Annotated in this window: 21 protein-coding genes; 13 read left to right on the forward strand and 8 right to left on the reverse strand. The window is 69.6% G+C overall.

What is annotated here, in order from left to right:
- Both D7X32_RS32185 and D7X32_RS32190 read left to right on the forward strand, forming a co-directional pair.
- A partial coding sequence (locus tag D7X32_RS32185; protein WP_244239302.1) for a J domain-containing protein occupies nt 1-595 on the forward strand: 595 nt, incomplete at its 5' end.
- 21 nt (nt 596-616) lie between these two features.
- Nucleotides 617-1,381: a CvpA family protein gene (locus D7X32_RS32190; RefSeq protein WP_120606398.1), complete on the forward strand. Its 765-nt coding sequence runs from the start codon at nt 617-619 to the stop codon at nt 1,379-1,381.
- Here the strand turns inward: D7X32_RS32190 and clpX are convergent.
- A complete protein-coding gene (clpX, locus tag D7X32_RS32195) occupies nt 1,371-2,447 on the reverse strand; it encodes an ATP-dependent Clp protease ATP-binding subunit ClpX (RefSeq protein WP_120606399.1) in 1,077 nt (358 codons plus the stop codon). The two genes, D7X32_RS32190 and clpX, sit on opposite strands and share 11 nt — an antisense overlap.
- A 237-nt stretch (nt 2,448-2,684) precedes the next feature.
- Between clpX and speA the strand changes: the two genes are divergently transcribed.
- Nucleotides 2,685-4,691 carry a biosynthetic arginine decarboxylase gene (speA, locus tag D7X32_RS32200; RefSeq protein WP_120606400.1) on the forward strand — a complete coding sequence of 669 codons (2,007 nt, stop codon included), beginning with the start codon at nt 2,685-2,687 and terminating at the stop codon, nt 4,689-4,691.
- 13 nt (nt 4,692-4,704) lie between these two features.
- Here speA and D7X32_RS32205 read toward each other — a convergent pair whose 3' ends face one another.
- The 3 genes from D7X32_RS32205 to D7X32_RS32215 form a co-directional block, all read right to left on the reverse strand.
- A complete protein-coding gene (locus D7X32_RS32205; RefSeq protein ID WP_120606401.1) occupies nt 4,705-5,232 on the reverse strand; it encodes a hypothetical protein in 528 nt (175 codons plus the stop codon).
- Nucleotides 5,233-5,355: 123 nt separating this feature from the next.
- Nucleotides 5,356-5,784: an OsmC family protein gene (locus D7X32_RS32210; RefSeq protein ID WP_120606402.1), complete on the reverse strand. Its 429-nt coding sequence runs from the start codon at nt 5,782-5,784 to the stop codon at nt 5,356-5,358.
- A gap of 44 nt (nt 5,785-5,828) precedes the next feature.
- Nucleotides 5,829-7,052, reverse strand: coding sequence for a deoxyhypusine synthase family protein (locus D7X32_RS32215; protein ID WP_120606403.1), 1,224 nt, complete (start codon nt 7,050-7,052; stop codon nt 5,829-5,831).
- A gap of 196 nt (nt 7,053-7,248) precedes the next feature.
- Between D7X32_RS32215 and D7X32_RS32220 the strand changes: the two genes are divergently transcribed.
- A complete protein-coding gene (locus D7X32_RS32220; protein WP_120606404.1) occupies nt 7,249-8,079 on the forward strand; it encodes a PHP domain-containing protein in 831 nt (276 codons plus the stop codon).
- Between the two features lie 12 nt (nt 8,080-8,091).
- Here D7X32_RS32220 and D7X32_RS32225 read toward each other — a convergent pair whose 3' ends face one another.
- Complete coding sequence (locus D7X32_RS32225; RefSeq protein ID WP_120606405.1) at nt 8,092-9,636, reverse strand: methyl-accepting chemotaxis protein; 1,545 nt, start codon at nt 9,634-9,636, stop codon at nt 8,092-8,094.
- A 213-nt stretch (nt 9,637-9,849) separates the two neighbouring features.
- Here D7X32_RS32225 and D7X32_RS32230 point away from each other — a divergent pair, with 213 nt between their 5' ends.
- Nucleotides 9,850-10,218: an NADH-quinone oxidoreductase subunit A gene (locus tag D7X32_RS32230; RefSeq protein WP_120559488.1), complete on the forward strand. Its 369-nt coding sequence runs from the start codon at nt 9,850-9,852 to the stop codon at nt 10,216-10,218.
- 8 nt (nt 10,219-10,226) lie between these two features.
- Nucleotides 10,227-10,790, forward strand: coding sequence for an NADH-quinone oxidoreductase subunit B (locus tag D7X32_RS32235; protein ID WP_120606406.1), 564 nt, complete (start codon nt 10,227-10,229; stop codon nt 10,788-10,790).
- Between the two features lie 85 nt (nt 10,791-10,875).
- Here the strand turns inward: D7X32_RS32235 and D7X32_RS32240 are convergent, their stop codons facing one another.
- Nucleotides 10,876-11,244, reverse strand: coding sequence for a PaaI family thioesterase (locus D7X32_RS32240; RefSeq protein ID WP_171447531.1), 369 nt, complete (start codon nt 11,242-11,244; stop codon nt 10,876-10,878).
- Entirely contained in the window at nt 11,234-13,417 is a 2,184-nt protein-coding gene (locus tag D7X32_RS32245; RefSeq protein ID WP_120606408.1) for a sulfatase-like hydrolase/transferase, read from the reverse strand. Before D7X32_RS32245 ends, D7X32_RS32240 begins: the two co-directional genes overlap by 11 nt.
- Nucleotides 13,418-13,574: 157 nt before the next feature.
- Here D7X32_RS32245 and D7X32_RS32250 point away from each other — a divergent pair, with 157 nt between their 5' ends.
- The 7 genes from D7X32_RS32250 (at nt 13,575) to D7X32_RS32280 (ending at nt 21,466) form a co-directional block, all read left to right on the forward strand.
- Nucleotides 13,575-14,849: an adenylate/guanylate cyclase domain-containing protein gene (locus tag D7X32_RS32250; RefSeq protein ID WP_120606409.1), complete on the forward strand. Its 1,275-nt coding sequence runs from the start codon at nt 13,575-13,577 to the stop codon at nt 14,847-14,849.
- Nucleotides 14,850-15,022: 173 nt separating this feature from the next.
- Nucleotides 15,023-15,541 carry an NADH-quinone oxidoreductase subunit C gene (locus tag D7X32_RS32255; protein WP_120594655.1) on the forward strand — a complete coding sequence of 173 codons (519 nt, stop codon included), beginning with the start codon at nt 15,023-15,025 and terminating at the stop codon, nt 15,539-15,541.
- A gap of 13 nt (nt 15,542-15,554) precedes the next feature.
- A complete protein-coding gene (gene nuoD, locus D7X32_RS32260; protein WP_120606410.1) occupies nt 15,555-16,814 on the forward strand; it encodes an NADH dehydrogenase (quinone) subunit D in 1,260 nt (419 codons plus the stop codon).
- On the forward strand, nt 16,811-18,703 hold the full coding sequence (locus D7X32_RS32265) for an NADH-quinone oxidoreductase subunit G (RefSeq protein ID WP_120606411.1): 1,893 nt from the start codon (nt 16,811-16,813) through the stop codon (nt 18,701-18,703). The genes nuoD and D7X32_RS32265 overlap by 4 nt, the downstream gene beginning before the upstream one ends.
- 2 nt (nt 18,704-18,705) lie before the next feature.
- On the forward strand, nt 18,706-20,148 hold the full coding sequence (locus D7X32_RS32270; RefSeq protein ID WP_120606412.1) for a complex I subunit 1/NuoH family protein: 1,443 nt from the start codon (nt 18,706-18,708) through the stop codon (nt 20,146-20,148).
- A 27-nt stretch (nt 20,149-20,175) separates the two neighbouring features.
- A complete protein-coding gene (locus D7X32_RS32275) occupies nt 20,176-20,934 on the forward strand; it encodes a NuoI/complex I 23 kDa subunit family protein (RefSeq protein ID WP_120606413.1) in 759 nt (252 codons plus the stop codon).
- 169 nt (nt 20,935-21,103) lie between these two features.
- Nucleotides 21,104-21,466: a (2Fe-2S) ferredoxin domain-containing protein gene (locus D7X32_RS32280; RefSeq protein ID WP_120606414.1), complete on the forward strand. Its 363-nt coding sequence runs from the start codon at nt 21,104-21,106 to the stop codon at nt 21,464-21,466.
- Here the strand turns inward: D7X32_RS32280 and D7X32_RS32285 are convergent.
- On the reverse strand, nt 21,463-22,483 hold a 1,021-nt coding region (locus tag D7X32_RS32285; RefSeq protein ID WP_147450349.1), incomplete at its 5' end, for an adenylate/guanylate cyclase domain-containing protein. The two genes, D7X32_RS32280 and D7X32_RS32285, sit on opposite strands and share 4 nt — an antisense overlap.

The raw sequence follows: 22,483 nt of genomic DNA on the forward strand, positions 1-22,483 counted from the left end.
GCCCCCGCCCTCCTCCGAGGGCCCGGCCCTCAGCCCGGAGCAGCTCGCGGACCTGGAGTCGCGCTGCGCGAAGCTCGACCAGTTGGACTACTTCGAGCTGCTCGGCTTGGAGCGCACCGCCGCGCCCGGCGAGATCAAGAAGGCCTTCTACAAGGAGAGCCGCGTCTACCACCCGGACCGGTTCTTCCAGCTGGAGTCCAAGGCCCTCAAGGACCAGGTGAACGAGCTCTACAAGCGCGTCACCGAGGCCTATTACGTCCTGCGCGACGACACCAAGCGCAAGAAGTACCTCACCGACATCGCCGGTCCGGACCGCGCGCAGAAGCTGCGCTTCACCGACGCCTCCGAGTCCGAGACCAAGGCCGCCGCGAAGAAGGAACAGGAAGAGCAGATCGGCACCCATCCCAAGGGCCGTCAGTTCTACGCGCAGGCCCAGAAGGACCTGGAGTCCGGCAACCCGTCCGCCGCGGAGCGCAACCTCAAGATGGCGCTCACCTACGAGCCCTCCAACGCCCGCTACAAGGAAGCCCTCGCGGAAGCCCAGAAGCAGACCGCGGACAAGTCCAAGGGCGACTCCTCGTTCAAGATCCGCTAGCGGCCTCCAGGAGCCCCCCGCATGGTCATCGACCTCATCCTCCTGGGCATGGTGCTGTTCTTCGGCATCCTCGGCGCCCTCTCCGGCGCCGCCCGGCAGGTGGCCAACTCCGTGGGGCTCGCGGCGGGCTACTTCGTCTCCCGCAAGCTCGCGCCCCTCATCGGCCCCAAGCTCTCCGTCGCGCTGGGCTCACCGCTGCTCATCGGCACGCTCTTCGGCACGGTGCTCCTCTTCATCGTGACGTGGCTCACCGTGCGCTACGCCCTGGGCGCGCTGCTCTTGCGCTTCCTCTCCGGCAAGGACCCGGAGGAGCGCGGCCTGGACCGCACGCTGGGCTTCGTGCTCGGCGGAGGGAAGATGGCCGCCCTGTTCTGGGTCTGCCTGAGCGCGCTCACCTTCATGGAGCAGCACGTCATCGTCGCCGGCAAGCGCATGGGCGTGGCCCCGAAGGACTCCGTCGCCTTCGACCTGTCCCGCCGCTTCAACCTCTTCGAGCTGACCCAGTTCGCCCCCCTGGAGGACCTGGTCCGCGTGGCCCAGGCCACCCACGACCCCGCCAAGGCGAAGAAGCTCCAGGACGACCCGGCCTTCAAGGCGCTGCGCAAGGACCCGCGCTTCCAGCTCGCGCTGACACACCAGGACCTGCAGGACGCGCTGGAGCGCGGCGACACGCGGGCCCTCTTGCGCAACGACGTGGTGCTCCAGCTCATCCAGGACCCACAGGCGGCGGCACGGCTGGGCGCCGCCGCCCGGGCCTCCGAGAAGCCGGCTCCCGCTAAGCGTTGAGCTCGACGTCGTCCAGGCTCGCGAGCCGGGCCTTCACGAACTCCGCGTCCACCGTCACCTGACGGTGCCGCCGCTCCGGCGCCTCGAACATGATGTCCGACATCACGTGCTCCAGGATGGAGCGCAGGCCGCGCGCTCCCAACCCGCGCGACATGGAGTAGCGCACCACCTCCCGCAGGCCACTCTCCGGGAACTCCAGTTCAATCTCGTCCAGCGACAGCAGCTCCTTGAACTCGCGGGTGATGGCATCCGGCGGCTCGGTGAGCACGCGCAAGAGGTCGGACTCGCCCAGCCGCTCCAGCTGCACCAGCACCGGCATGCGGCCCAGGAACTCCGCCATCATCCCGAAGTCCACCAGCTGCTTCGTGGAGATGCGCTTCTCCTTGCGCTTCGCCGTCAGCGCGTCCGAGCCGAACCCCATGGCCCGGCCGCCCTCGTCGCCAAAGTCATGCAGGTCGCTGAACGTGCCCGCGCAGATGAAGAGGATGTCGCGCGTGTCCACCTGCACGAAGTCGCTCTTGTTCCACGCCTGCGTCACGTTCATGGGCACGTGCACCTCGCGTCCCTCCAAGAGCTTCAGGAGCGACTGCTGCACGCCCTCACCGCCGATGTCGCGGCTGCCCGCGCCGTTGCGCGCCCCCTGGGTGCGGCGGGCGATCTTGTCCACCTCGTCGATGAAGATGATGCCCCGCTGGGTGTCCTCCACGGAGTGGTTCGCCTTGAAGAGCAGGTCGGACACCATCACCTCCACGTCCTTCCCGTAGTAGCCCGCCTCCGTGTACTCGGTGGCGTCCACGGTGGTGAACGGGACCTGGAGGATGTCCGCCAGGTTGCGCGCGATGTGCGTCTTGCCGCTGCCCGTGGGGCCGATGAGCAGGATGTTGGACTTCTTGATGAGGGACTGCCGGCGCATCCGCCGGGCCTGGATGCGCTTGAGGTGGTTGTGGGCGGCGATGGCCACCGCCCGCTTCGCGGCGTCCTGGCCGATGACGAAGCGATCCAACCGTTCGAAGATCTCCCGCGGGGTCAGTGGCGCTGCCTCTTCCCTGCGTGCGGACGACTCCATGTACCCTCCCCTTCTCTCCACTCGACCTCCCTGCGCTGCCTAGGTGGAAGGGTAGGAATTGGATGCTGACCGGCCCACCAGGGCCAGCACCGGGAACGGGGGCCCTGCCCGCCTGCCTGCTCCTCGAACAGGCGGCTATTGAATGACCGGGACGTTTCCGATAGTCCGGCCCCCCTCCCCTGTTCATGGGAGTTTCCACACCCCCGCCGCGCGCTCCACCGGAGGCACGAAACAACGATGGCCGCTCCCTCCCCTCAGCACCGCTGGACCCTGGCCGATGCCCACGAGCTGTACGGCATCCGCAACTGGGGCTCGCCCTACTTCGGCATCAACGACAAGGGCCACGTGTGCGTCCATCCGGACGGGCCCGCTGCTCCGAGCATGGACCTCAAGGAGCTGGTGGACGAGGTCCGCCGCCGGGGCATCGGCCTGCCGCTGCTCCTGCGCTTCACGGACGTGCTCCGCCACCGCGTGGTCCACCTGAACAACGCCTTCAAGAAGGCCATCGCGGATCAGGGCTACAAGGGCCTGTACCGGGGCGTGTACCCCATCAAGGTGAACCAGCACCGCTACGTGGTGGAGACCATCATCGAGGCGGGCAAGGAGCACACCTACGGCCTGGAGGCCGGCAGCAAGCCGGAGCTGCTCGCGGTGATGGCGCTGCTGGACAGCGAAGACGCGCTCGTCATCTGCAACGGCTACAAGGACGAGGAGTACATCGAGACGGCGCTCTTCTACTCGCGCCTGGGCCGCAACGTCATCCTGGTGGTGGAGAAGCCCAGCGAGCTGCCCCTCATCGCGGAGGTGGCCCGCCGCACCGGCATCACCCCGCGGCTGGGCATGCGCGTGAAGCTGTCCACGCGCGGCGCCGGCAAGTGGGAGGCGTCCGGCGGTGACCGGTCCAAGTTCGGCCTGTCCTCGTCGGAGCTGATGTCCTGCATCGGCTTCATGAAGGACGCGGGCCTGCTCTCCTCCTTCGAGCTGCTTCACTTCCACCTGGGCAGCCAGATCTCCAACATCCGCAACGTGAAGAACGCGCTGCGCGAGGTGGGCTGCTTCTACGTGGAGGTGGCCCGCCAGGGCGCGCCGCTGAAGTACCTGGACGTGGGCGGCGGCCTGGGCGTGGACTACGACGGCTCCCAGACGAACTTCGCCTCCTCCATGAACTACACGACGGAGGAGTACGCCAACGACGTCGTCTTCGGCGTGATGGAGGCCTGCGACCGCGCGGGCGTGCCGCACCCCACGCTCGTCTCCGAGTCTGGCCGCGCCGTCGTCGCGCACCACGCCGTGCTGGTGGTGGACGTGCTGGGCACCAGCGAGTTCGACCCGTCCCAGACGCCCGACAAGGTGGACGACAAGGCGCCCTCCGTGGTGCGCAACCTCTATTCGACGTTCCGCGAGGTCACGAACAAGAACGTCATCGAGGCCTTCCACGACGCGCAGGACGCCAAGGAAGAGAGCCTCCAGCTGTTCTCCCTGGGCCACCTGTCGCTGGAGCAGCGCGTGGCGGCGGAGAACCTCTACTGGGCCATCTGCCACAAGATTCTGCGCGTGGCGCGCGAGGCCGGGGAGATTCCGGAGGAGCTGGAGTCGCTGGAGAAGCAGCTGTCGGACACGTACTTCTGCAACTTCTCCGTGTTCCAGTCGCTGCCGGACTCGTGGGCCATTGATCAGCTCTTCCCGATGATGCCCATCCACCGTCTGGCGGAGAAGCCGACCCGGCGCGCGACGCTGGCGGACATCACCTGCGACTCGGACGGGAAGATCGAGCACTTCATCGACAAGCGCGAGGTGAAGGACGCGCTGGAGCTGCACGCGCTCAACAGCGACGACTACTACCTGGGCATCTTCCTGGTGGGCGCATACCAGGAGATTCTGGGCGACCTGCACAACCTCTTCGGGGACACGCACACGGTGCAGGTGTCGCTGGCTCCGGGCGGCGGCTACCTCATCGACCACGTCGTCGCCGGGGACACCGTGACGGAAGTGCTCAACTACGTGAGCTACAACAAGGACGACCTCGTCGCGAAGCTCCGCAAGTTCACGGAGCTGGCGCTGCGCCAGGGACGCATCACCCTGGACGAGTCGCGCAACCTGCTGCGCGTCTACGAGGACGGCCTGTCCGGCTACACGTACCTGGAGCGGGAAGTGGACGCGACGTTCACCTCCGCCAGCCAGCTGCGCCTGCTGCCCGGGCCGGAGAACGGGGCCCGCAGCCCCGTCTCGCCCTCGGGGACCTGAAGTCCCTGACGCCTCAAGCCTCCGTCGGGACCGGTGCCTGTTCGCCGGTCTCGACGGATGTGTCGCTGAAGGCCATCTCCGTCGCGCGCAGGCGCAGCGTCTGGAGCGTCTCCAGCTGTCCGTCGGCGCGCTGGCAGAGGAATGCGAAGTCGAACCGCGCCAGGCGCGGCTCCTTCGCGGCCACCTTCTCCAGGCTCTTCCACATCGACATCCGCCCGTGGGAGCCCACGCACAGCCCCTCCAGCTCCACCAGCCGGCTCAAGGGCGAGTAGCGCAGCCAGGAGCCATTGAGCTTCAGGCGTGACAGCTTCTCCGTGATCCACGCCCCGCCCACCTTCAGCGGATCCACGCGCACGTCCAGCGCGGACATCACGGCCAGCAGCGTGGCGCGGTCCTGCTCCAGCAGGGGGATGAGCGTGGCCAGGTAGTGGCCCACCGGGTTGCTGCGGTTCTCGCGCTCTGTCCGCTTCGCGAGGTCCACGCCCACGGTGGAGCCCAGCAGGTGGTCGTTCAGGTAGATGCCCAGTCGCTTCAGATTCATGCCGTGTGCCCCTCCCCCGAGGCATCCAACGAACTTCACGAGGGTGGGCACGACGGCCACTTGCCGCACGCCGTCAGCGGGACTCGGAAGGCAGGCGGCCATCCGAGCCCCCTCACGGCCGCTTCAGTCCGGATAGCCGAACGACGCCGTCACCTTCACGTCCGGGTGGAGGCTGCGCGCCACGGGACACTCGTGGGCGATCTTCTCCAGCGTCGCGCGGTGCTCCTTCGTGAGGCCGGACGGCATCAGGATGGACAGCACCAGTTCGCCAATCTTGCGCGGCGGCGGGGTCATCCGCTTCTCCACCGACGCGCGCACCTCGCCCAGGGTGATGCCCTCCTTGCCGGCCACCAGGTGCATGGTCGTCACGACACAGGACGCCAGCGCCGTGGCCACCAGGTCCGTGGGGGAGAAGCTGCCACCGGTGCCGCCGTTGTCCTTCGGCGCCTCCGTGGGCAGCGTGGCGCCGGACGGACCGTGCGTCACCTGCGTCTTCAGCTGGGGAGCACTCACCAGGGACATCACCACACCGGTCGCGGGCTGCTGACTCATCACCGTCTCCTTGGGACTTGGGGCCTTGGGGAAAGGACTGCTGTCTAACGGACGAAGGTGTCGTGGGCCTTCGCATCCTTTTTGGAGGAGGGCTCGGCTTCCTCGACGCTCCAGTCCAGCGTCTTCATCAGCGACTTGCTGCGCTTCTTGACGTCCGCGTCCAGGAACTTCACCGCGTCGCCCATCTTGTCCATCAGGCGCATCGGCTTGCGCTTGTTCTTGGGCTCGCTGAACAGCGCGTGCGTGAGCCACGGGAACACCGCCGTCACGTCGCAGTGCACGTACATGGAGCCCGTCTCCACGGCCTCCACGGACACCTTGCCCCAGGTGTGGCCCTCACCGGCCGGGCAGCTGGACAGCGCGCCGTTGTCCACCGGGTCCACGCAGAACTGCACGTCGATGTCGAAGCCCGACGTGGGGACGTTGAGGATTTGATCCAGCAGCGGCTCGCCCTGGAGCGTGTAGTTCTTGGGCACGCCGCCGCCCAAAATCCAGATGGCCAGCTTCCCGCTGCCGTTGTGGCGGCAGTAGTGCTGCATGGCGGCCATGGAATAGACGTCGTCGTTGATGTCGAGCTCGAACTTGAACGCGTCACCCAAGAGGCGCTTCAGCTTCACGACGTTGAGGAAGATGGAGCCGTCCTGCACCGCGCCCACCCAGATGGGGACGCCGTGCTTGTAGCAGGTGGACAGGAGCGACGGCTGCTTGACGCCCAGTTGCTTCTCGATGCCGTGGATGGCCTTGCCCAGGAGGTAGTGGAACTCCGGCGTGGTCATCTTCTTCTGGAACTCCGGCTGGCGGAGGATGGCGGAGAAGAGGCGGTCGGTGTCCAGCAGCGCCTCCTCCCAGAAGCCCAGGTCGTAGATGCGGATGATGCGCGCCAGGCGGTACTGGAGGTCGCCCGCGTTGGGGTTCACCTCGCGGATGCCGTGGCCGATGATGCGGTGGGCGTCGTGGTAGAGGTTGGCGCCCGTGGTGGTGATGGCGGAGATGATGCCCTTCTCCACCAGCGGGATGAGGCAGGACTGGTGCAGGCCCGCGGGCGTCATGGCGCCCGACAGCGTGAGGAAGATGGACGCGTCCTGCTGCACGGACTGCTGCATCAGTTCGAACGCGGTGCGCTCCTGCCGGCCCACGTAGGCGCTGAACGCGTGCGCGAGCAGCTCCGCCGGCTTCTCCTTGCCGGTGATGGGGCGCGGATCCGCCTTGCGCGCGTTCGCGTAGGCAGCGCGAAGGGAGGACTTCTTCGGGGTCGGGGTCTTGGCCATGGCGCGGCGATCTAACACCGCCCGGCAGCCAAGGGGAGGCCCGCCTTCAGCCCCGCCCCTCCCCGAGGGGCCTCCACCTGACAGGAAGAAACCCCGCGCCGTGCGGATTCACACAGGGCCCGCTCTTCCGGCCCCTTCCCGTGGGGACATGGCGTAAGAGTGCCCGCCTCGCCGCCCTCCGGAGGGTCCTACCGCCGTGATCGACCTGCATTCGCACACCACCGCCAGTGACGGCCAGTACCCGCCCTCGGAGCTGGTGGCGCGCGCCGCCGCCGCGGGCGTCACCGTCCTGGCCATCACGGACCACGACACGGTGGCGGGCCTCCAGGAGGCGGCGCGGGCGGCCCTCGCGCACGGCCTGGAGCTGGTGCCCGGCATCGAGCTGTCCGCCTTCGTCTACGGCAAGGAGGCCCACATCCTGGGCCACTTCCTGCGCCCGGAGGACCCGGACCTCGCGCGCTTCGCGGACCGGCTGCGGGACGAGCGCACCCGGCGCATGGAGGCCATGGTGGCCCGCCTGCGAGAGCTGGGCTTCCCGGTGCGCATGGAGCAGGTGCGCAAGGTGGCCGGGGACGCACAGCTGGGGCGGCCCCACCTGGCGCGGGTGCTGGTGGACCAGGGCTGGTGCCTGGACATGAAGGCCGCGTTCGACCGCTTCCTGGGCACGGGCCGCGCGGCGTGGGTGGAGCGCTTCAAGCTGGACGGCGCGGAGGCCATCCGGCTCATCCGCAACGCGGGTGGCACCGCGACGCTCGCCCACCCCGGCTCCTCCAAGATGGAGCGCCCGGAGATCTCGGCGCTGGCGAAGGCGGGCCTCTCCGGCCTGGAGGTGCTCAGCGTGGACCACAACCCCACGGTGCGTCAGAAGTACCTGGCGCTCGCGGCGGAGTTCGACCTGGTGCCCACCTTCGGCAGTGACTTCCACGGCGAGGCGGTGGCGCCCGACCACCGCCTGGGCGTCGCGGCCATGTCCCTGGAGCTGTTCCAGAAGCTGCGCGCCCGCGCGCCGTCGTCCCGGCCGGTCTGATCCGAGCGGGGGTCAGGGCCGGGGCTGGGCCTTGAAGCGGCTCGTCACGGCGGTGAGCCCTTCGGCCACGGACTGGAGGTCCTGGGCGATGCGGGTGGTGCGGCCGGTGGCGTCCACCCCCTGCTTCACCAGGTCCGCCACGTTGCGAGCCCCCTGCACCGCCTGCTCGCTGGACTGACGCTGCTGGCGGGTGGCGATGGTGATCTGCCGCGCCGCCTCGCTGGTGCCGCGCGCCAGCTCCACGATGCGCAGGAAGACGGCGGAGGCCTGCTCGGCCACCTCCACGCCCCGGTCGCTGGTCGCCATGCCCACGCGGGCCTTGGACGCGGCCTCCTCGCCGGAGTCCTGCACCTTCTCCACGATGCGGGCGATGTCGCGCGCGGACGCGGACACGTTCTCCGCCAGCTTGCGCATCTCCGCGGCCACCAGGGAGAAGCCCCGGCCCACGTCGCCCGCCTTGGTGCCCTCCAGCGCCGCGTTGAGCGCCAGCAGGTCGCTGCGCTCCGCCACCTGGTTGATGACCTGGGCGATCTTGGAGACCTGCTGCAGGTCCTTGTTCAGGCCCACGATGGCGTCCGCCACGCCCTTGGACTCCGTGCGGATGTCGTTGATGCCGCCCACCACCTGCGCCACCACCGCCATCGCCTCCGCGACCGCGTCGTGGGTGCGCCGCGCACTGGACTCCACCACCTCCGTGGAGGAGGAGATCTGCTCCGCGGTGCGGGAGAGCTCCTCGAACGTGGCGGCGATCTGCTGGGCGTACGCGGCCTGCTGGCTGATGACGTGCTCCTGATCCGCGGAGGCGCCCATCAGCCCGCGCGACGCGCTGGACAGCTGCTCGGTGCGGGTGACGAGCTCCATCACCGTGGAGCGCAGCGTGGCCAGCATCTCGTTGAAGGAGGTGGCCATCTGCCGCACCTCGCCGGCGGCGGACACGTCCAGTTCGCCCCGGAACACGTCGCCCCGGGCCACCTCGCGCGCCACCTGCGTGACGCGCGACACGGGATCCGCGATGGCGCGGCTGATGATGACCGCCAGCCCCAGGCCCAGCACCGCGGCGCCCAGATAGCCGACGAGCGAATAGCCTTCGGTCGCCGCCATCGCGGCCTTCACTTCATTGGTGCCGAAACCCGCGAGGTACTCACGGCGGTCGCTCTGGCAGCGGATCACGACCTGGTCCTTGAGCTGCGCCACCGAGCACGCATCCGGCGCGGGCGCTGGGGGCGGGGTGAAGCCCTCGGGGACGCGGCCGCGCAAGGCCACCACCGTGCCGTCCTCGCGGATCAGCTTCTGGAACGTCAGCGTGAAGCCGCCGGACTCCACCTGGGAGAAGACGTCGTCGCGCCGCTCCCGGGCGTCCGGCGCGGTGTCCGGCAGCGCGAGCGAGGGGTGCCGCACCACCAGCGTCCCCAGCGTCACGGCGCGTCCAGCCAGGACCTCCAGGCCGGCGTCCTGCTGCCGGGCGGGGAAGTACACCCCGCTGAAGAACACCACCGCGAGGCACGGGAGCAGCACCGCGATCGCCACCTGCATCCGCAAGGTCAGCCGGCCCCACATGTCGACGACTCCCCAGGCGATGAGCGGAACAAAGGACAGCCCGCTGACGCTAGGCGTGCGCTCCCCACAGCGTCAAACCGGCCCCGGGAGGCCAGGGATGAGAGCGCCTGATGGGCGCGGCATTTCGGCCGTCTTCTCAAGGGGTTGGCGCTCCGGGCACGGGGGTGTTTCCCTTTGACACGACGCCAGCGGTGTCGTTAGGGTCCGCGCCCGATGACAACACCCCTCGCCCCGTACCTGCCGATGGCGGTGGTGCTCCTGCTGGCCGGTGTCATGGGGATGATCATCCCCCAGGTCACCACCCGGCTGGGCCCCAAGCGCCCGAGCAGCACCAAGTCGGCCCCCTTCGAAGCAGGCTCCGAGTCGAGCGGTCCCGCTCGCCAGCGCTTCGCCGTGAAGTTCTACGTCATCGCGCTGCTCTTCATCGTGTTCGACGTGGAAGCGGTGTTCCTGTACCCCTGGGCGGTGAACTTCCAGGCGCTCGGCTGGTTCGGCTACGTGGAGATGCTGGTTTTCGCGTCGACCCTGGTCGTGGGCCTTATCTACGTCTGGAAGAAGGGCGCTCTCGACTGGGAGAGCTGAGGCAACCCATGGCTGACACCGACATCGCTCCGATCATGACCACCCGCCGGGAAGAGGCCACGGGCTTCTTCCAGAAGCTGGTGTCCAAGGGCCTGGGCTGGGCTCGCAAGTACTCGCTGTTCACGTACCCGTACGCCACCGCCTGCTGCGGCATGGAGTACATGTCCGTGGCCGCCAGCCGGCACGACATCTCGCGCTTCGGCGCGGAGTTCCCGCGCTTCTCGCCGCGCCAGGCGGACCTGCTGATGGTGGTGGGCACCATCAACCTGAAGCAGGCCCCCATCCTCAAGCGCGTCTACGAGCAGATGACCGAGCCCAAGTGGGTCGTGTCCTTCGGCGTGTGCGCGTCCTCCGGCGGCTTCTACGACAACTACGCGGTGCTCCAGGGCATCGACCGCATCATCCCGGTGGACGTCTACATCCCCGGCTGCCCGCCGCGCCCGGAGCAGGTGCTGGACGGCCTGATGCTGCTGCAGGACAAGATCGGCAACCAGGTGCACCGGCTGCGCGATCCCGGCCAGCCCAACGAGACGGCGGCGCACCACGACCGCATGCTCTCCGCCGGCAAGTAGTCGCAAGCGCTTCTGTTTCACCCCACGGGCCCCGCGCCGCCTCTCACGAAGAGGCCGGTGACGGGGCCCGAGGCGTTCCAGGCCCCTACCAGCGGTGGTACGCGGGGTGGCCTTCCTTCACCGCGACGAAGGTGCCGCGGCAGGTGGCCGTCACCTTGCCGTTGGCGGTGAGGGTGCCCTCCACGACGACGCGGTCACCCTGGATGTCCACGGGCTTCGCGGACAGGTGCACGGGGCCGCCCATGGGCGTGGGGCGCTTGAGCACGATGGCGTAGTCGGCGGTGACGGTGCACGGCGGAGTGGCCGCGCCCTGCGCCTTCATCAGGTGGTACGCCGCCGTCCAGTTGCAGTGACAGTCCAGCAGCGCGCCGATGATGCCGCCATTGAGCACGCCCGGGAACGCCTGGTGGTGTTCCTCCGGCGTCCAGTCCGCGACGACGAGGTCACCCTCCACGCGGCTGCGGATGCGCAGCCCTTTCGGGTTGGCCGGGCCACACCCGAAGCAGGCGTTGTGGGGGGCGTACGTTTCCTGGAGGCCGGGGGTTGTTTCGGTCGTCGACATGGCCGGCGACTCTACGTGAGGCGGACTCCGGTGCGCGCTCCCGAGCGTCGTCCAGCCAGTCCGCCAGCGCTCGCGCGTCCGCCCCTTCACAATCACCCGAGCAGGTGCGCCGCACGCTGCCATCCGCCTGCGGCCGGTCCACCACCCAGCGCTGGCCGTCGAAGGCGCCGGTGTCCTTCTCGTGCAGCACCGCCGCGTCCGCGGGGTCGCCCATCTCCACCACGCCGTCCGGGCGCAGGCGGTACGCGTCGAAGGTGCGCGGCGCGCCGGGCCAGTGGCCGGGGTCGAAGACCTCCGGGCTCACGTGCGTGTAGCCCGTCTCCGCGTACAGCGGCGCGAGCGGCCGCTCCTCACCGCGCAGCAGCGGCGCGAGCGAAGCCCCGTCCGACTCCGGCAGCGCGGACAGGCCGGACAGCTCCAGCAGCGTGGGGCCCACGTCCACCAGCCGCGCCAGCGCGTCCACCTGCGCGGGGCCCATGCCACGGCCACCGGGCGGCTTCACCGCGAGCAGGATGCGGTTCTCCTCGTCGCCCAGCCGGGCACCGTGCACGGACGTCGCGCCCGCCAGGTCCGGCCGGTCCGCGTGGAAGCTCTCGCCGTGGTCGGACATCAGCACGATGAGCGCGTCGTCGTACCGCCCGGAGGCCCGCAGCGCGTCCAGCAGCGTCCCCACCTGCGCGTCCGCCTGCGCGAGCAATTCGTCGTAGAGCCCCTCCGCGCCCTCGCGGTTCCACGCGCCCTTCGCGCCCGGCGTCACCGGGGCGAAGTGCATGCGCAGCCGGCGCTCCAGCGGCTCGGAGGCGGACACGTAGCGGCGGTAGAACGGGTACACCGGGTCGCCCGGGAAGTGCGCCGCCGTGGCGTGGAAGGCGAAGAGCAGCGGGCCCTCCCCTGCCTCCGCCACCAGTCCGTCCGACAGCCGCCGGGCATAGCCCATGGGATCGTGGATGCCGGCCAGCGCGCGGTTGTCGATGAACTCGGGCACCCACGCGGCGCCCGCCGGGTTGTCCGCGAAGAGGCCCAGCGCCCGGTAGCGCAGCTTCTCCAGCGCGAAGTTGAGCGCGCCGCGAGGAGGCTGCCAGCGCGTGGCGAAGCCGGAGGCCGGCCCCTCGAAGTGGAAGCGCGAGCAGTCCGTGGCGAACACCGTGCGCCACCCGCCCTCCGCGAAGCGCTGCGCGAAGGTGGGCGCCAGCACGAGCCGCGCATCAGACGTCAGCGGGTAGCGCACGCCCGTGCGGTACGGCCAGCGCGCGGTGAGCAGCGAGCGCCACGCGGGCTCCGTCTGCGCCACCGGGGTGTAGGCGCGGGTGAAGAGCGTGGCGTCCTGGAGGAAGCGCTCGACGTGGGGCGCCACGCCATGCCCCGTCGCGCCCAGCCGGTCCGGACGGAACGCGTCGATGCCGATGAGCACCACCAGCGGCTGCCGGACGACGGGCTCTGCGCGGCGCACCGTCAGCGCCACCGCCAGCACCACGACGACGCCCACCACCACCGACCCCAAGACACGCTCCGCCCACCGGGCCTCCGGGCCACCCGCGACCACCCGCCGCCGCAGCGCCGTCGCATCGCGCACCGCGAGCACCAGCAGATGGACCGCCACCCACGCCCCAGCCGCCGCTCGCGCCTGCCACGGCTCGCCGTGATCCACCAGCCACGCCAGCACCGGCCGCACCGCCGGCAGGTCGTCGAAGAGGGCGGGCCTCATCAACGCCCGGTCCCACGCCCAGAACAGCAGCAGCACCACCCAGTGCGGCACCAGCACCGCCAGCGACACCCACCCGCTCCGCCGGGTCCACGCCCTCGCCATCAGTGCCGCGGCGAGCCCCAGCAGGCCACCCGCCACCACGTACACCGCGGCCACTCGCAGGATGACGCCCGGCAGCAACGGCCGGACCGCCGCCGCCAGCGCCGCGTAGGGGCCATCCAGCGGGATGTCCACGCCCACCACGCCCGCCTTGAGCAGCCAGAGCGTCTCAGCGGCGAAGAGCAGCAGCCCCAGCAGGGAGCCCAGGGACAGGCGCCCCGAACCGGCACGGAGGAAGGAGGCGAGGGACCGCACGGACATGCCTCCACCGTCTACCCCGGTACGCCATTTCCGCGCCAACTCTGTGTTCTACCGGGCTTCCGGGGAGAGCGTGACGTGCGCAGGGCGCACTGGCGGTGCAAGATGGCGCCGGCACTGTTCCTGACCGATGATTCCCTCGGCCCGGGGGGCCCATCCCATGTCATCCAGCGCCACGCCCAGCGACACCCTGCAGGAGTCCGTGCGCCGCGCGCTCGACGTGGAACGCCAGGCCAATGGACGGCATCTGGCCTGGGTCCGGCTGGGCGCGGTGGGCGTGCTGTTCACCATGACGGTGTACCTGGGCCGTGTGCGCGAGCTGCACGACTGGGACGTCTACCTGGCGCCGTTCGCGCTCTACCTCGTGTGCACCACCGTCGTCGCCGTGGCGGTGACGGCCTCCGCGCGCATCGCCCGCTGGGCGTCGCTGTCCGTGGCGTTCGTGGACGTGCCCGCCGTCTACTGGCTGCAGCACCTGGCGATACCGGTGTCCCCGTCCCCGGGCGGCGTGGCGGGCTTCACGCTGGGCATCTTCGCGGCGCTGGTGCTCCTGTCCGCGCTGAGCCTGCGCCGCCCCGTCACCCTGCTGGTCACGGTCATCGCCATCCTCGCGGAGATGAAGCTTCAGCAGGAGGCCTCCATCGGCGGAGGCGCCCAGGTGGCCGCCGCGGTGATGCTGGCCATGACGGCCGCGGGCGCCTCCCGGCTCCTCCAGCGGATCCGCCTGCTGTCCGCCGCCGTCACCCAGGAGGAGCTCCAGCGCGCCCGCCTGGGCCGCTACTTCTCCCCCGCCGTCGCCGAGCGCCTCCAGGACCGCGACTCCCCCGCCCCGGAGCTTCGCGAGGTGTCGGTGCTCTTCGCGGACGTGCGCGACTTCACCGCCCTGAGCGAACGGCTGCCACCCGAGCAGGTGGTCACCATCCTCAACGAGTACTACGGCCGCATGGTGGAGGTGGTGTTCCGCCACGGCGGGACGCTCGACAAGTTCATCGGGGACGCACTCATGGTGTACTTCGGCGCCCCGCTGCCGGACGCGCACCACGCCCGGAACGCCACCCGCTGCGCCCTGGAGATGGTGCGCGAACTGGAGGCCGTCAACGCCGAGCGCGCCGCCCGGGGCGAAGCCGGCCTGCGCATGGGCGTGGGCGTGCACACCGGGCCGGTGGTGCTGGGCAACATCGGGTCGCCGTTCCGGCGCCTGGAGTACACCGCCATCGGCGACACGGTGAACCTGGCCAACCGCATCGAGCGGCTGACCAAGGGCTTCGGGGTGGCGGTGCTCGTCTCCCAGGCGACCCGCGAGCAGGCGGGTGACGCCTTCCGCTGGGCCCCTGCCCCCATCGCGCTCGTCCCGGGCAAGAGTCAGCCCGTGGTGACCTTCATCCCCGAGCCCTCCGAGGGTGCTCCGGTGCTGGGTTCGGACGTGGCGGCCTGAGCGTTCCGGCCGCCGTGCCCAGGCAGGCAGGGGGTGGATCGCGACGCCGGGCTACTGGACCGCCTAAGTGGCCTACATGGTTGAGGGTTTACGTTGACGCCTCACGCGAACGGTCCTTATAAAGCCGCGGTTTCCTCTGTCGTAGATCGAGGCCCCCCTTGAGCATTTTCGCGTTGGACCGGGTCGCCGCCCAGTTTCCCGAGGCGGTCGCGGAGCGCTATGTCGACCGCGCTGGCGGAGCCTGGGCCGTCATCCATGCGGAGTGGCTGCCGAAGGTCGCCACGTTCCTGAAGATGGATCCCGAGCTGGACTTCAAGCTGTTCGGCTCCGCGGACGCCGTGGACCGCCTGCACCTGGCGGAGAGTGATCCGCGCTTCGAGGTCGTCTACTTCCTCTATTCGCTCAAGCGGAAGGAGCACGTGCGCCTGAAGGTGCGCGTGACGGAGACGCGCCCGGAGCTGCCCTCCCTCACGCCGCTGTACCGCGGCGCGAACTGGTGGGAGCGGCTGGTGTTCGACTTCTACGGCATCCGCTTCACGGACCACCCGGACCTGCGCCGCATCCTCCTGTACGACGAGTTCCAGGGCCACCCCCTGCGCAAGGACTACGCGCTGCGCGACCGCCAGCCGTTGATCCCCGAGCGCCCCATCAAGGACATCTTCCGCGGCCCCGGCACCAGCGGCGTCGCCTGATCGAGACCTCCCCATGTCCGACAGCCACAACACCGACGCGCAGAAGCCCCACAACCCCGACACCGATGGGTTCGCCCACGAGGAGTCGGAGCTGGAGTCGCATTTCCAGACGAAGAACATGGTCATCAACATGGGCCCCTCCCACCCGGCCACGCACGGCACCGTGCGGCTGAAGGTGGAGCTCGAGGGTGAGACCATCGTCAAGATCGACCCGGAGATCGGCTTCCTCCACCGCGGCTTCCAGAAGAGCTGCGAGAACGTCACCTGGACGCAGTGCCTGCCGTACACGGACCGGCTCAACTACCTGTCCGCGATGATGAACAACTTCGGGTTCCTCAACGCCGTGGAGAAGCTCATCGGCCTGGAGATCCCGGAGCGCGCCCAGTACATCCGCGTCATCGGCAGCGAACTGCACCGGCTCACCGACCACCTGACGTGCGTGGGCGCCACCGGCCTGGAGATGGGCGGCTTCGCGCCGTTCCTCTACGGCATGGAGGCCCGCGAGCTCATCCAGGACCGCGTCACGGAGCTCACCGGCGCGCGCCTCACCACCAGCTTCGGCCGCGTGGGTGGCATGAACCGCGACCTGCCGGAAGGCTGGTCGGAGAAGGTCCGCAAGACGCTGGACCGCACCGAAGAGCTGCTCGTGGAGATGGACGGGCTGCTCACGCGCAACCGCATCTTCGTGGACCGCACCAAGGGCACCGGCATCATCACCGCCGAGGACGCCATCGACTTCGGGTGGACGGGCCCCGCGCTGCGCGCGTGCGGCGTGGACCACGACCTGCGCAAGGTGCAGCCGTACTGGGTCTACGACCGCTTCGACTTCGACGTGGTGGTGGGCGAGCACGGCGACAACTACGACCGCTACCTCGTGCGCCTGGAGGAGATGCGCCAGTCCATCCGCATCATCCGGCAGGCCCTGGACACCATCCCCGCGGGCCCCATCATCGTGGACGACTGGCGCATCGCGCTGCCGCCCAAGCCCGAGGTGTACGGCACCATCGAAGGCGTGATGGCGCACTTCAAGCTGGTGATGGAGGGCATCCAGGTGCCCCCCGGTGAAGTCTACGACGCGACGGAAGCGTCCAACGGCGAGCTGGGCTGGTACCTGGTGAGCGACGGCCGCGGCCGTCCGTACAAGGTCCACGTGCGCGCCCCGGGCTTCCCGGTGCTGGCGGCGCTGCCGCACATCATCCAGGGCAAGATGCTGGCGGACCTCGTTCCCACCTTTGACACCATCAACATGATCGGCGGCGAGGTCGAGCAGTGAGCGACAACGACACGAAGAAGCCCACTGGTGACGCGCAGACGCCCCCCAAGGGCGCGCCCACCGACACGCCCGCGGCCAAGATTGGCCCGGAGCCGTCCAACCCGCCCGCCGGGGCGAAGATGGACAACCCGCCCGCGGCCGCCAGCGGCCCCACCGGCACGCCTCCGCCCAAGCCGGCGGCGCCTCCGGCCGGAGGTCCTCCGCCCAAGCCGCAGCCCAAGAACCCGGGCTTCGTGACGGCGGTCATCGACGGCCGGGAAGTCGTGGTGAAGCCGGGGACGAACATGATCGAGGCGGCCAAGACGGTCGGCTCGGAGATCCCCTACTACTGCTACCACCCGCGCCTCTCCATCGCGGCCAACTGCCGCATCTGCCTCATCGAGGCGTCCAACGCGCCCAAGCTCGTCCCCGCCTGCCAGACGCCCATGGCCGAGGGTCAGGTCATCAAGACCACGACCCCCAAGGTCAAGGAGCAGCAGCGCGCGGTGATGGAGTTCCTGCTGCTGAACCACCCGGTCGACTGCTCCATCTGCGACCAGGCCGGTGAGTGCAAGCTGCAGGACTACTACATGAAGTACGACTACAAGCCCTCGCGCCTGGAGGGCACCAAGGCCCTCAAGCACAAGCGCAAGGTGCTGGGGCCCCGCGTCGTGCTGGACCAGGAGCGCTGCATCATCTGCACGCGCTGCGTCCGCTTCATGAACGAGATCCCGAAGGAGCCGCAGCTGGGCGTCTTCGGCCGTGGCAGCCACGAGCGCATCGACGTGTTCCCGGGCAACGAGCTGGACAGCAACTACTCGCTCAACACCGTGGACGTGTGCCCGGTGGGCGCGCTGCTCTCCCGCGACTTCCGCTTCAAGGCGCGCTCCTGGTTCCTGTCCGCCACGCCGTCCGTCTGCACGGGCTGCTCGCGCGGCTGCAGCATCTCCGCGGACTGGATGTCCCAGGACACCTACCGCTACCGCCCGCGTGAGAACGAGGCCATCAACAAGAGCTGGATGTGCGACCAGGGCCGCCTGTCGTACAAGGACCTGAACGTGGGCCGCGTGCTCGCCGCCCGCGTGGGCCGCGGCCTCCAGGCTCCCGGCACGGTGCAGCCGGTGCTCACGCGCAAGGACGCCGCGCTCGGCGCGGTCAAGGCGCTCAAGCCGCTCGCGGGCTCCAAGCAGCTCGCGGTGCTGGCCTCGCCGCTCGCGTCCAACGAGGACCTGCTCGCGGGCCTGACGTTCGCGAAGACGGTGCTCGGCGTCACCCAGGTGTTCGTGGGCGGCCGGCCGCAGGGCAAGGCCGACCACTACCTGATGACGGCGGACAAGAACCCCAACCGCCAGGGTCTGGCGCTCATCGCCAAGGGCCTGGGGCTGTCGCTCAAGGGCTTCGAGGAGCTCACCCCCGCCATCAACGCGGGCCAGGTGAAGGCGCTCTACGCGGTGGGCACGGAAGTCCCCACGGACGCCGCCGCCTTCGCGGAGGCCGCCGCGAAGCTGGAGGTGTTCGTCGCCCAGGCGCAGAACGAGTCCCCGGTGACGGCGCAGGCCACGGTGCTGCTGCCCGCTTCGGCGCACATCGAGGACGAGGGCACGTTCACGCAAGCGGACGGCATCACCCAGCGCTTCCGCAAGGCGTACCCCTCCAAGGGTGACGCGGTGCCGCACTGGAAGTGGGCCACGGAGCTGACGCGCGAGCTGGGCGGCGAGGCCGCCGCGGCTTCCGCGCGCGACGTGTGGCGGGCGCTGTCGGGCAAGGTGTCCGAGTTCGCCGAGTTCAACTGGGACAAGGCCTCTCCGCCGGACCGGGAGAAGCCGGGCATCAATCCGCTGCCGTCGGGGGCCGACGGCCGTCCGCCGGGCTACCGTGAGTTCGGCGCGCCGCGCGTGAGGGGCATCTGACCATGAGCCGCATCCTGACCATGCTGTTCGCCATGGCCTTCATCGTCTTCGCCATCGCTGGCGGAGTGGCCTCGGCGTATCTGGTGGGCTACCTGGCGGAGGAGTACCTCTTCGAGGGCGCCAGCCGCCTGACGAACATCCTCTTCCTGATGCTCGTCTTCGTGATGATCACCGCGACGCTGCTCACGCTCGCCGAGCGCAAGTGGAGCGCGTTCATGCAGGACCGCGTGGGCCCCAACCGCGCGCGCCTGGCCATCCCCGGCCTGTCCAACCGCTCCCTGGGCGGCATCCCGCACATCATCACCGACGTGCTGAAGATGCTGACCAAGGAGGACTTCGTCCCCGGTACGGCGAACAAGTTCCTGTTCAACCTGGGCCCCATCCTCGCCTTCGCGCCGGTGTTCGCGCTGTTCGCGGTGGTGCCGGCCGGGCCCACGGTGAACGTGTTCGGCAAGACGGTGGACATGGTCGTCGCCACGCCGGACTTCGGCATGCTGTACCTGCTCGCCATCGCGTCGCTCGCCGTGTACGGCACGTCGCTGGCCGGCTGGTCCTCCAACAACAAGTTCGCGCTCCTGGGCGGCGTCCGCGCCTCCGCGCAGATGATCTCCTACGAAGTGGCGCTGGGCCTGTCGCTGGTGGGCCTGTTCCTGGCCTTCTCCTCCGTGCAGCTGCCCGTGCTGGTGGGTGACGTGGGCAACGCGCTCGTGTCCGGCACCGGCCAGGCGAAGTACCTGTGGCGCACCGACGGCGGCTTCGACCTGGGCCTGCCCGCGTGGGGCATCTTCATCCAGCCCCTGGGCTTCATCGCCTTCTTCGTGGCGTCCTTCGCGGAGACCAAGCGCGCCCCGTTCGACGCGCCCGAAGGCGAGTCGGAGATCATCGGCTACTTCGTGGAGTACTCCGGCATGAAGTTCGGCATGTTCATGATCTCCGAGTTCGTGGAGGTCGTGGTGCTGGCCGGCGTGACGGCGTCGCTCTTCTTCGGCGGTCACCACCTGCCCTTCGGCGGCGAGTGGCTGGCGGCGCAGCCCTTCATGCAGGAGCACGGCTGGGTGTACGGCACGCTCCTGGGCACGGTGTTCTGGATCAAGGTCATCCTGCTCATCTGGGTGCAGCTGGTGATCCGCTGGACCTTCCCGCGCTTCCGCTACGATCAGATCCAGAACCTGGGCTGGAAGATTTTGCTGCCCGTGGGCCTGGCCAACGTGTTCATCAGCGGCGCGCTGGTGCTCTGGGATCCGTCCCTGCGGGCGCTGGGCGTGGTGGGCCTCTTGGAGATCGGCTTCGTGCTGGCGCTGACGCTGACGCCGGGTGCCAAGGCGGCCGGCGCGCACGACACGGCGCACGGCCACGGGCACGACGCGCATGGCCACGGACACGATGCGCACGGCCTGCCGGCGCACGCGGACCCCCACTCCCATTCCCCGGCGGGCGCGCACTAGCGCGGTCCGGAAGCGAGACAAGACACCATGGCGTTCAATGCTTCCCAGGATCCGCGCACGGACATCCGCGAGCGGATGTACATCCCGGAGCTGCTGCGCGGTCTGGCCATCACGACCAAGCACTTCTTCCGCAACATGTTCGGCACGCGCGACCCCAACCCCCAGGTGGTGGATCGCACGGGCATGAACCTGATGACCACGGTGGAGTACCCGGAAGAGAAGCCCATCTATCCGGAGGGCTACCGCGGTCTGCACCGGCTGGTTCCGCGCGACGACGGCAAGCCGCGCTGCGTGGCCTGCTACATGTGCGCGACCATCTGCCCGGCGCAGTGCATCTACATCGAGGCGGGTGAGTACGAGACGGCGTCCTCCGACTCCGAGTCGGCGGTCATCGAGAAGTACCCCACCCAGTTCGTCATCGACGAGCTGCGCTGCATCGTGTGCGGCCTGTGCGTGGAGGCGTGCCCGAAGGACGCCATCCGCATGGACACGTACATGCACACGCCCTCCGAGTACAACCGGCAGAACTTCGTCTACGACATCCCGAAGCTGCTCAAGGGTCCGCCGGTGTCGCACCCGTCCGACCCCTGGAACAAGCGCGACAGCTCCTCGGAGCCGCACCACGTCCACAAGGAAGCGCACACGCGCATCGGCGAGGGACACGCGGACCACGGCCACGGCCACGCCAAGCAGCTGGGCGCGGGCCACGGCCACGCCAAGCCGGCCGCCGGGCAGACGGTGGTGACGCAGCAGGGTCCCATCCAGGTGACGAAGTTCCTCAAGTAGTCGTCGTTCCGCACCGCGGGGGGCGGGCTTCACCGCCCCTTCGCACGCAGCCGGCCCGCCTCCTCCCCGTTATCAAGGGAAGGGCGGGCCGAAGCCTTTTCTGGGGGCATGTGGTGATGCTGCAGCTCTTCAATGCGCATGGTGCCGGCCTGGCACGGGGAGCCCCGCCGTGAAGCGCTACCGGATGTCGGTGTGCAAGGGCTCCAGCTGCCGCGAGGGCGGCTCGGACGCGGTGCACGCGGCGGCGCGCGAGGCGCTGGCGGACAAGGGCCTGCAGGCGCGCTGCGAGCTGTACCGGGGCGGCTGCTACGGCTTCTGCCACATGGGGCCCAACGTGGTGGTGCGCGAGGACACGGGCCGCAAGCGCGACCCGCTGTCCCCGGAGGACTACCAGCTCATGGGGTGGCCCGGAGAGGTGTACTACTCCGGGATGACGGCGGAGAAGATGCGCCGCGTGGTGGCCGAGCACATCCAGGACGACGCGCCGGTGCGCGAGCTGTTCGGCCAGCCGGACTCCGGCGACGACGGCTAGCGTGAATCCGTGCTGCGCCGGCCCCAGCGGATGACGCCGTCCCAGTCCGCGGGCGGCGGCGTCTGGATGAGGCGCTGGCAGCGCTGGATGTAGACGCGGGCCACGGTGTCGCCGTGCTCCACGGTGCAGCGGCGGAACAGCTCCTGGGCCACCAGGAAGTCACGCCCGTAGTAGGCGATGAGGGCCTTTTCGTAGAGGGCCATGCCCGCCTGCTTCTCCGGGGAGAACTCGCCCCGGCGGCCCAAGAGCTCGTGCACGCGCACGGGCTGGGGGCGGTCGCGCAGGAGCACGCGCTCCACCTCGCGGAAGACGTAGGCGTCGCTGGCGAGCTGCGCGGTGGTCTGCCCCACCAGCACCTGGGTGCCGTACTCCTTGTTGGCCGCCTCCAGCCGGCCGGCCATGCTCACCGCGTCCCCCATGACGGTGTAGTGGGACTTGAGCTCGCTGCCCATGTCGCCCACCAGCAGGTCGCCCGTGTCGATGCCGGCGCGCACCGACAGCCGGTGGCCGAACTGCTTCTCCCAGAGGGGCTGCTTCTGCGCGAGCGCCGCCTGGAGTTTCAGCGCCGCCTCGCAGGCCAGGTGCGCGTGGCGGTCCGTGCGCACGGGCGCGCCCCAGAAGGCCATCACCGAGTCGCCGATGTACTTGTCCACCTGCCCCACCGTGGCGCGCACCACGGCGGTCATCTCCGTGAGGAAGGTGTTGAGCAGCGGCACCAGCTGCTCCGGGGGCAGCGCCTGCGACAGGCGGGTGAAGCCCTCGATGTCGCAGAGGTACACCGTCATCTGCCGGCGCTCCGGCTTCATCAGGCTCACGTCGCGCGCCACCAGCCGCGCCACCTCCGGGCTGACGTAGCGGCCCAGCGCGCTGTGCACGAACTCGCGCACGTCCTGTTCGGTGCGGAAGGCGTAGAGGGTCGTCACCAGGAACGCGAGCCCGCCGGACCACAGCGGGCCCGCCACGGCGATCCACATCTTGTCGTGGACGAAGACGTACCCCGCCGCGCCCACGTAGCCC

The sequence above is a fragment of the Corallococcus carmarthensis genome (genome assembly GCF_003611695.1).
Taxonomy (GTDB): domain Bacteria; phylum Myxococcota; class Myxococcia; order Myxococcales; family Myxococcaceae; genus Corallococcus; species Corallococcus carmarthensis.

Excerpts from the sequence above, each read along its gene's own strand:
- D7X32_RS32225 (WP_120606405.1), bottom strand. The coding sequence starts at position 9,636 with ATGTGGGGCCGGCTGACCTTGCGGATGCAGGTGGCGATCGCGGTGCTG.
- D7X32_RS32275 (WP_120606413.1), top strand. The coding sequence starts at position 20,176 with ATGGCGTTCAATGCTTCCCAGGATCCGCGCACGGACATCCGCGAGCGG.
- D7X32_RS32215 (WP_120606403.1), bottom strand. The coding sequence starts at position 7,052 with ATGGCCAAGACCCCGACCCCGAAGAAGTCCTCCCTTCGCGCTGCCTAC.
- nuoD (WP_120606410.1), top strand. The coding sequence starts at position 15,555 with ATGTCCGACAGCCACAACACCGACGCGCAGAAGCCCCACAACCCCGAC.
- speA (WP_120606400.1), top strand. The coding sequence starts at position 2,685 with ATGGCCGCTCCCTCCCCTCAGCACCGCTGGACCCTGGCCGATGCCCAC.
- D7X32_RS32205 (WP_120606401.1), bottom strand. The coding sequence starts at position 5,232 with ATGAATCTGAAGCGACTGGGCATCTACCTGAACGACCACCTGCTGGGC.
- D7X32_RS32250 (WP_120606409.1), top strand. The coding sequence starts at position 13,575 with ATGTCATCCAGCGCCACGCCCAGCGACACCCTGCAGGAGTCCGTGCGC.
- clpX (WP_120606399.1), bottom strand. The coding sequence starts at position 2,447 with ATGGAGTCGTCCGCACGCAGGGAAGAGGCAGCGCCACTGACCCCGCGG.
- D7X32_RS32210 (WP_120606402.1), bottom strand. The coding sequence starts at position 5,784 with ATGAGTCAGCAGCCCGCGACCGGTGTGGTGATGTCCCTGGTGAGTGCT.
- D7X32_RS32270 (WP_120606412.1), top strand. The coding sequence starts at position 18,706 with ATGAGCCGCATCCTGACCATGCTGTTCGCCATGGCCTTCATCGTCTTC.
- D7X32_RS32235 (WP_120606406.1), top strand. The coding sequence starts at position 10,227 with ATGGCTGACACCGACATCGCTCCGATCATGACCACCCGCCGGGAAGAG.
- D7X32_RS32190 (WP_120606398.1), top strand. The coding sequence starts at position 617 with ATGGTCATCGACCTCATCCTCCTGGGCATGGTGCTGTTCTTCGGCATC.
- D7X32_RS32230 (WP_120559488.1), top strand. The coding sequence starts at position 9,850 with ATGACAACACCCCTCGCCCCGTACCTGCCGATGGCGGTGGTGCTCCTG.
- D7X32_RS32245 (WP_120606408.1), bottom strand. The coding sequence starts at position 13,417 with ATGTCCGTGCGGTCCCTCGCCTCCTTCCTCCGTGCCGGTTCGGGGCGC.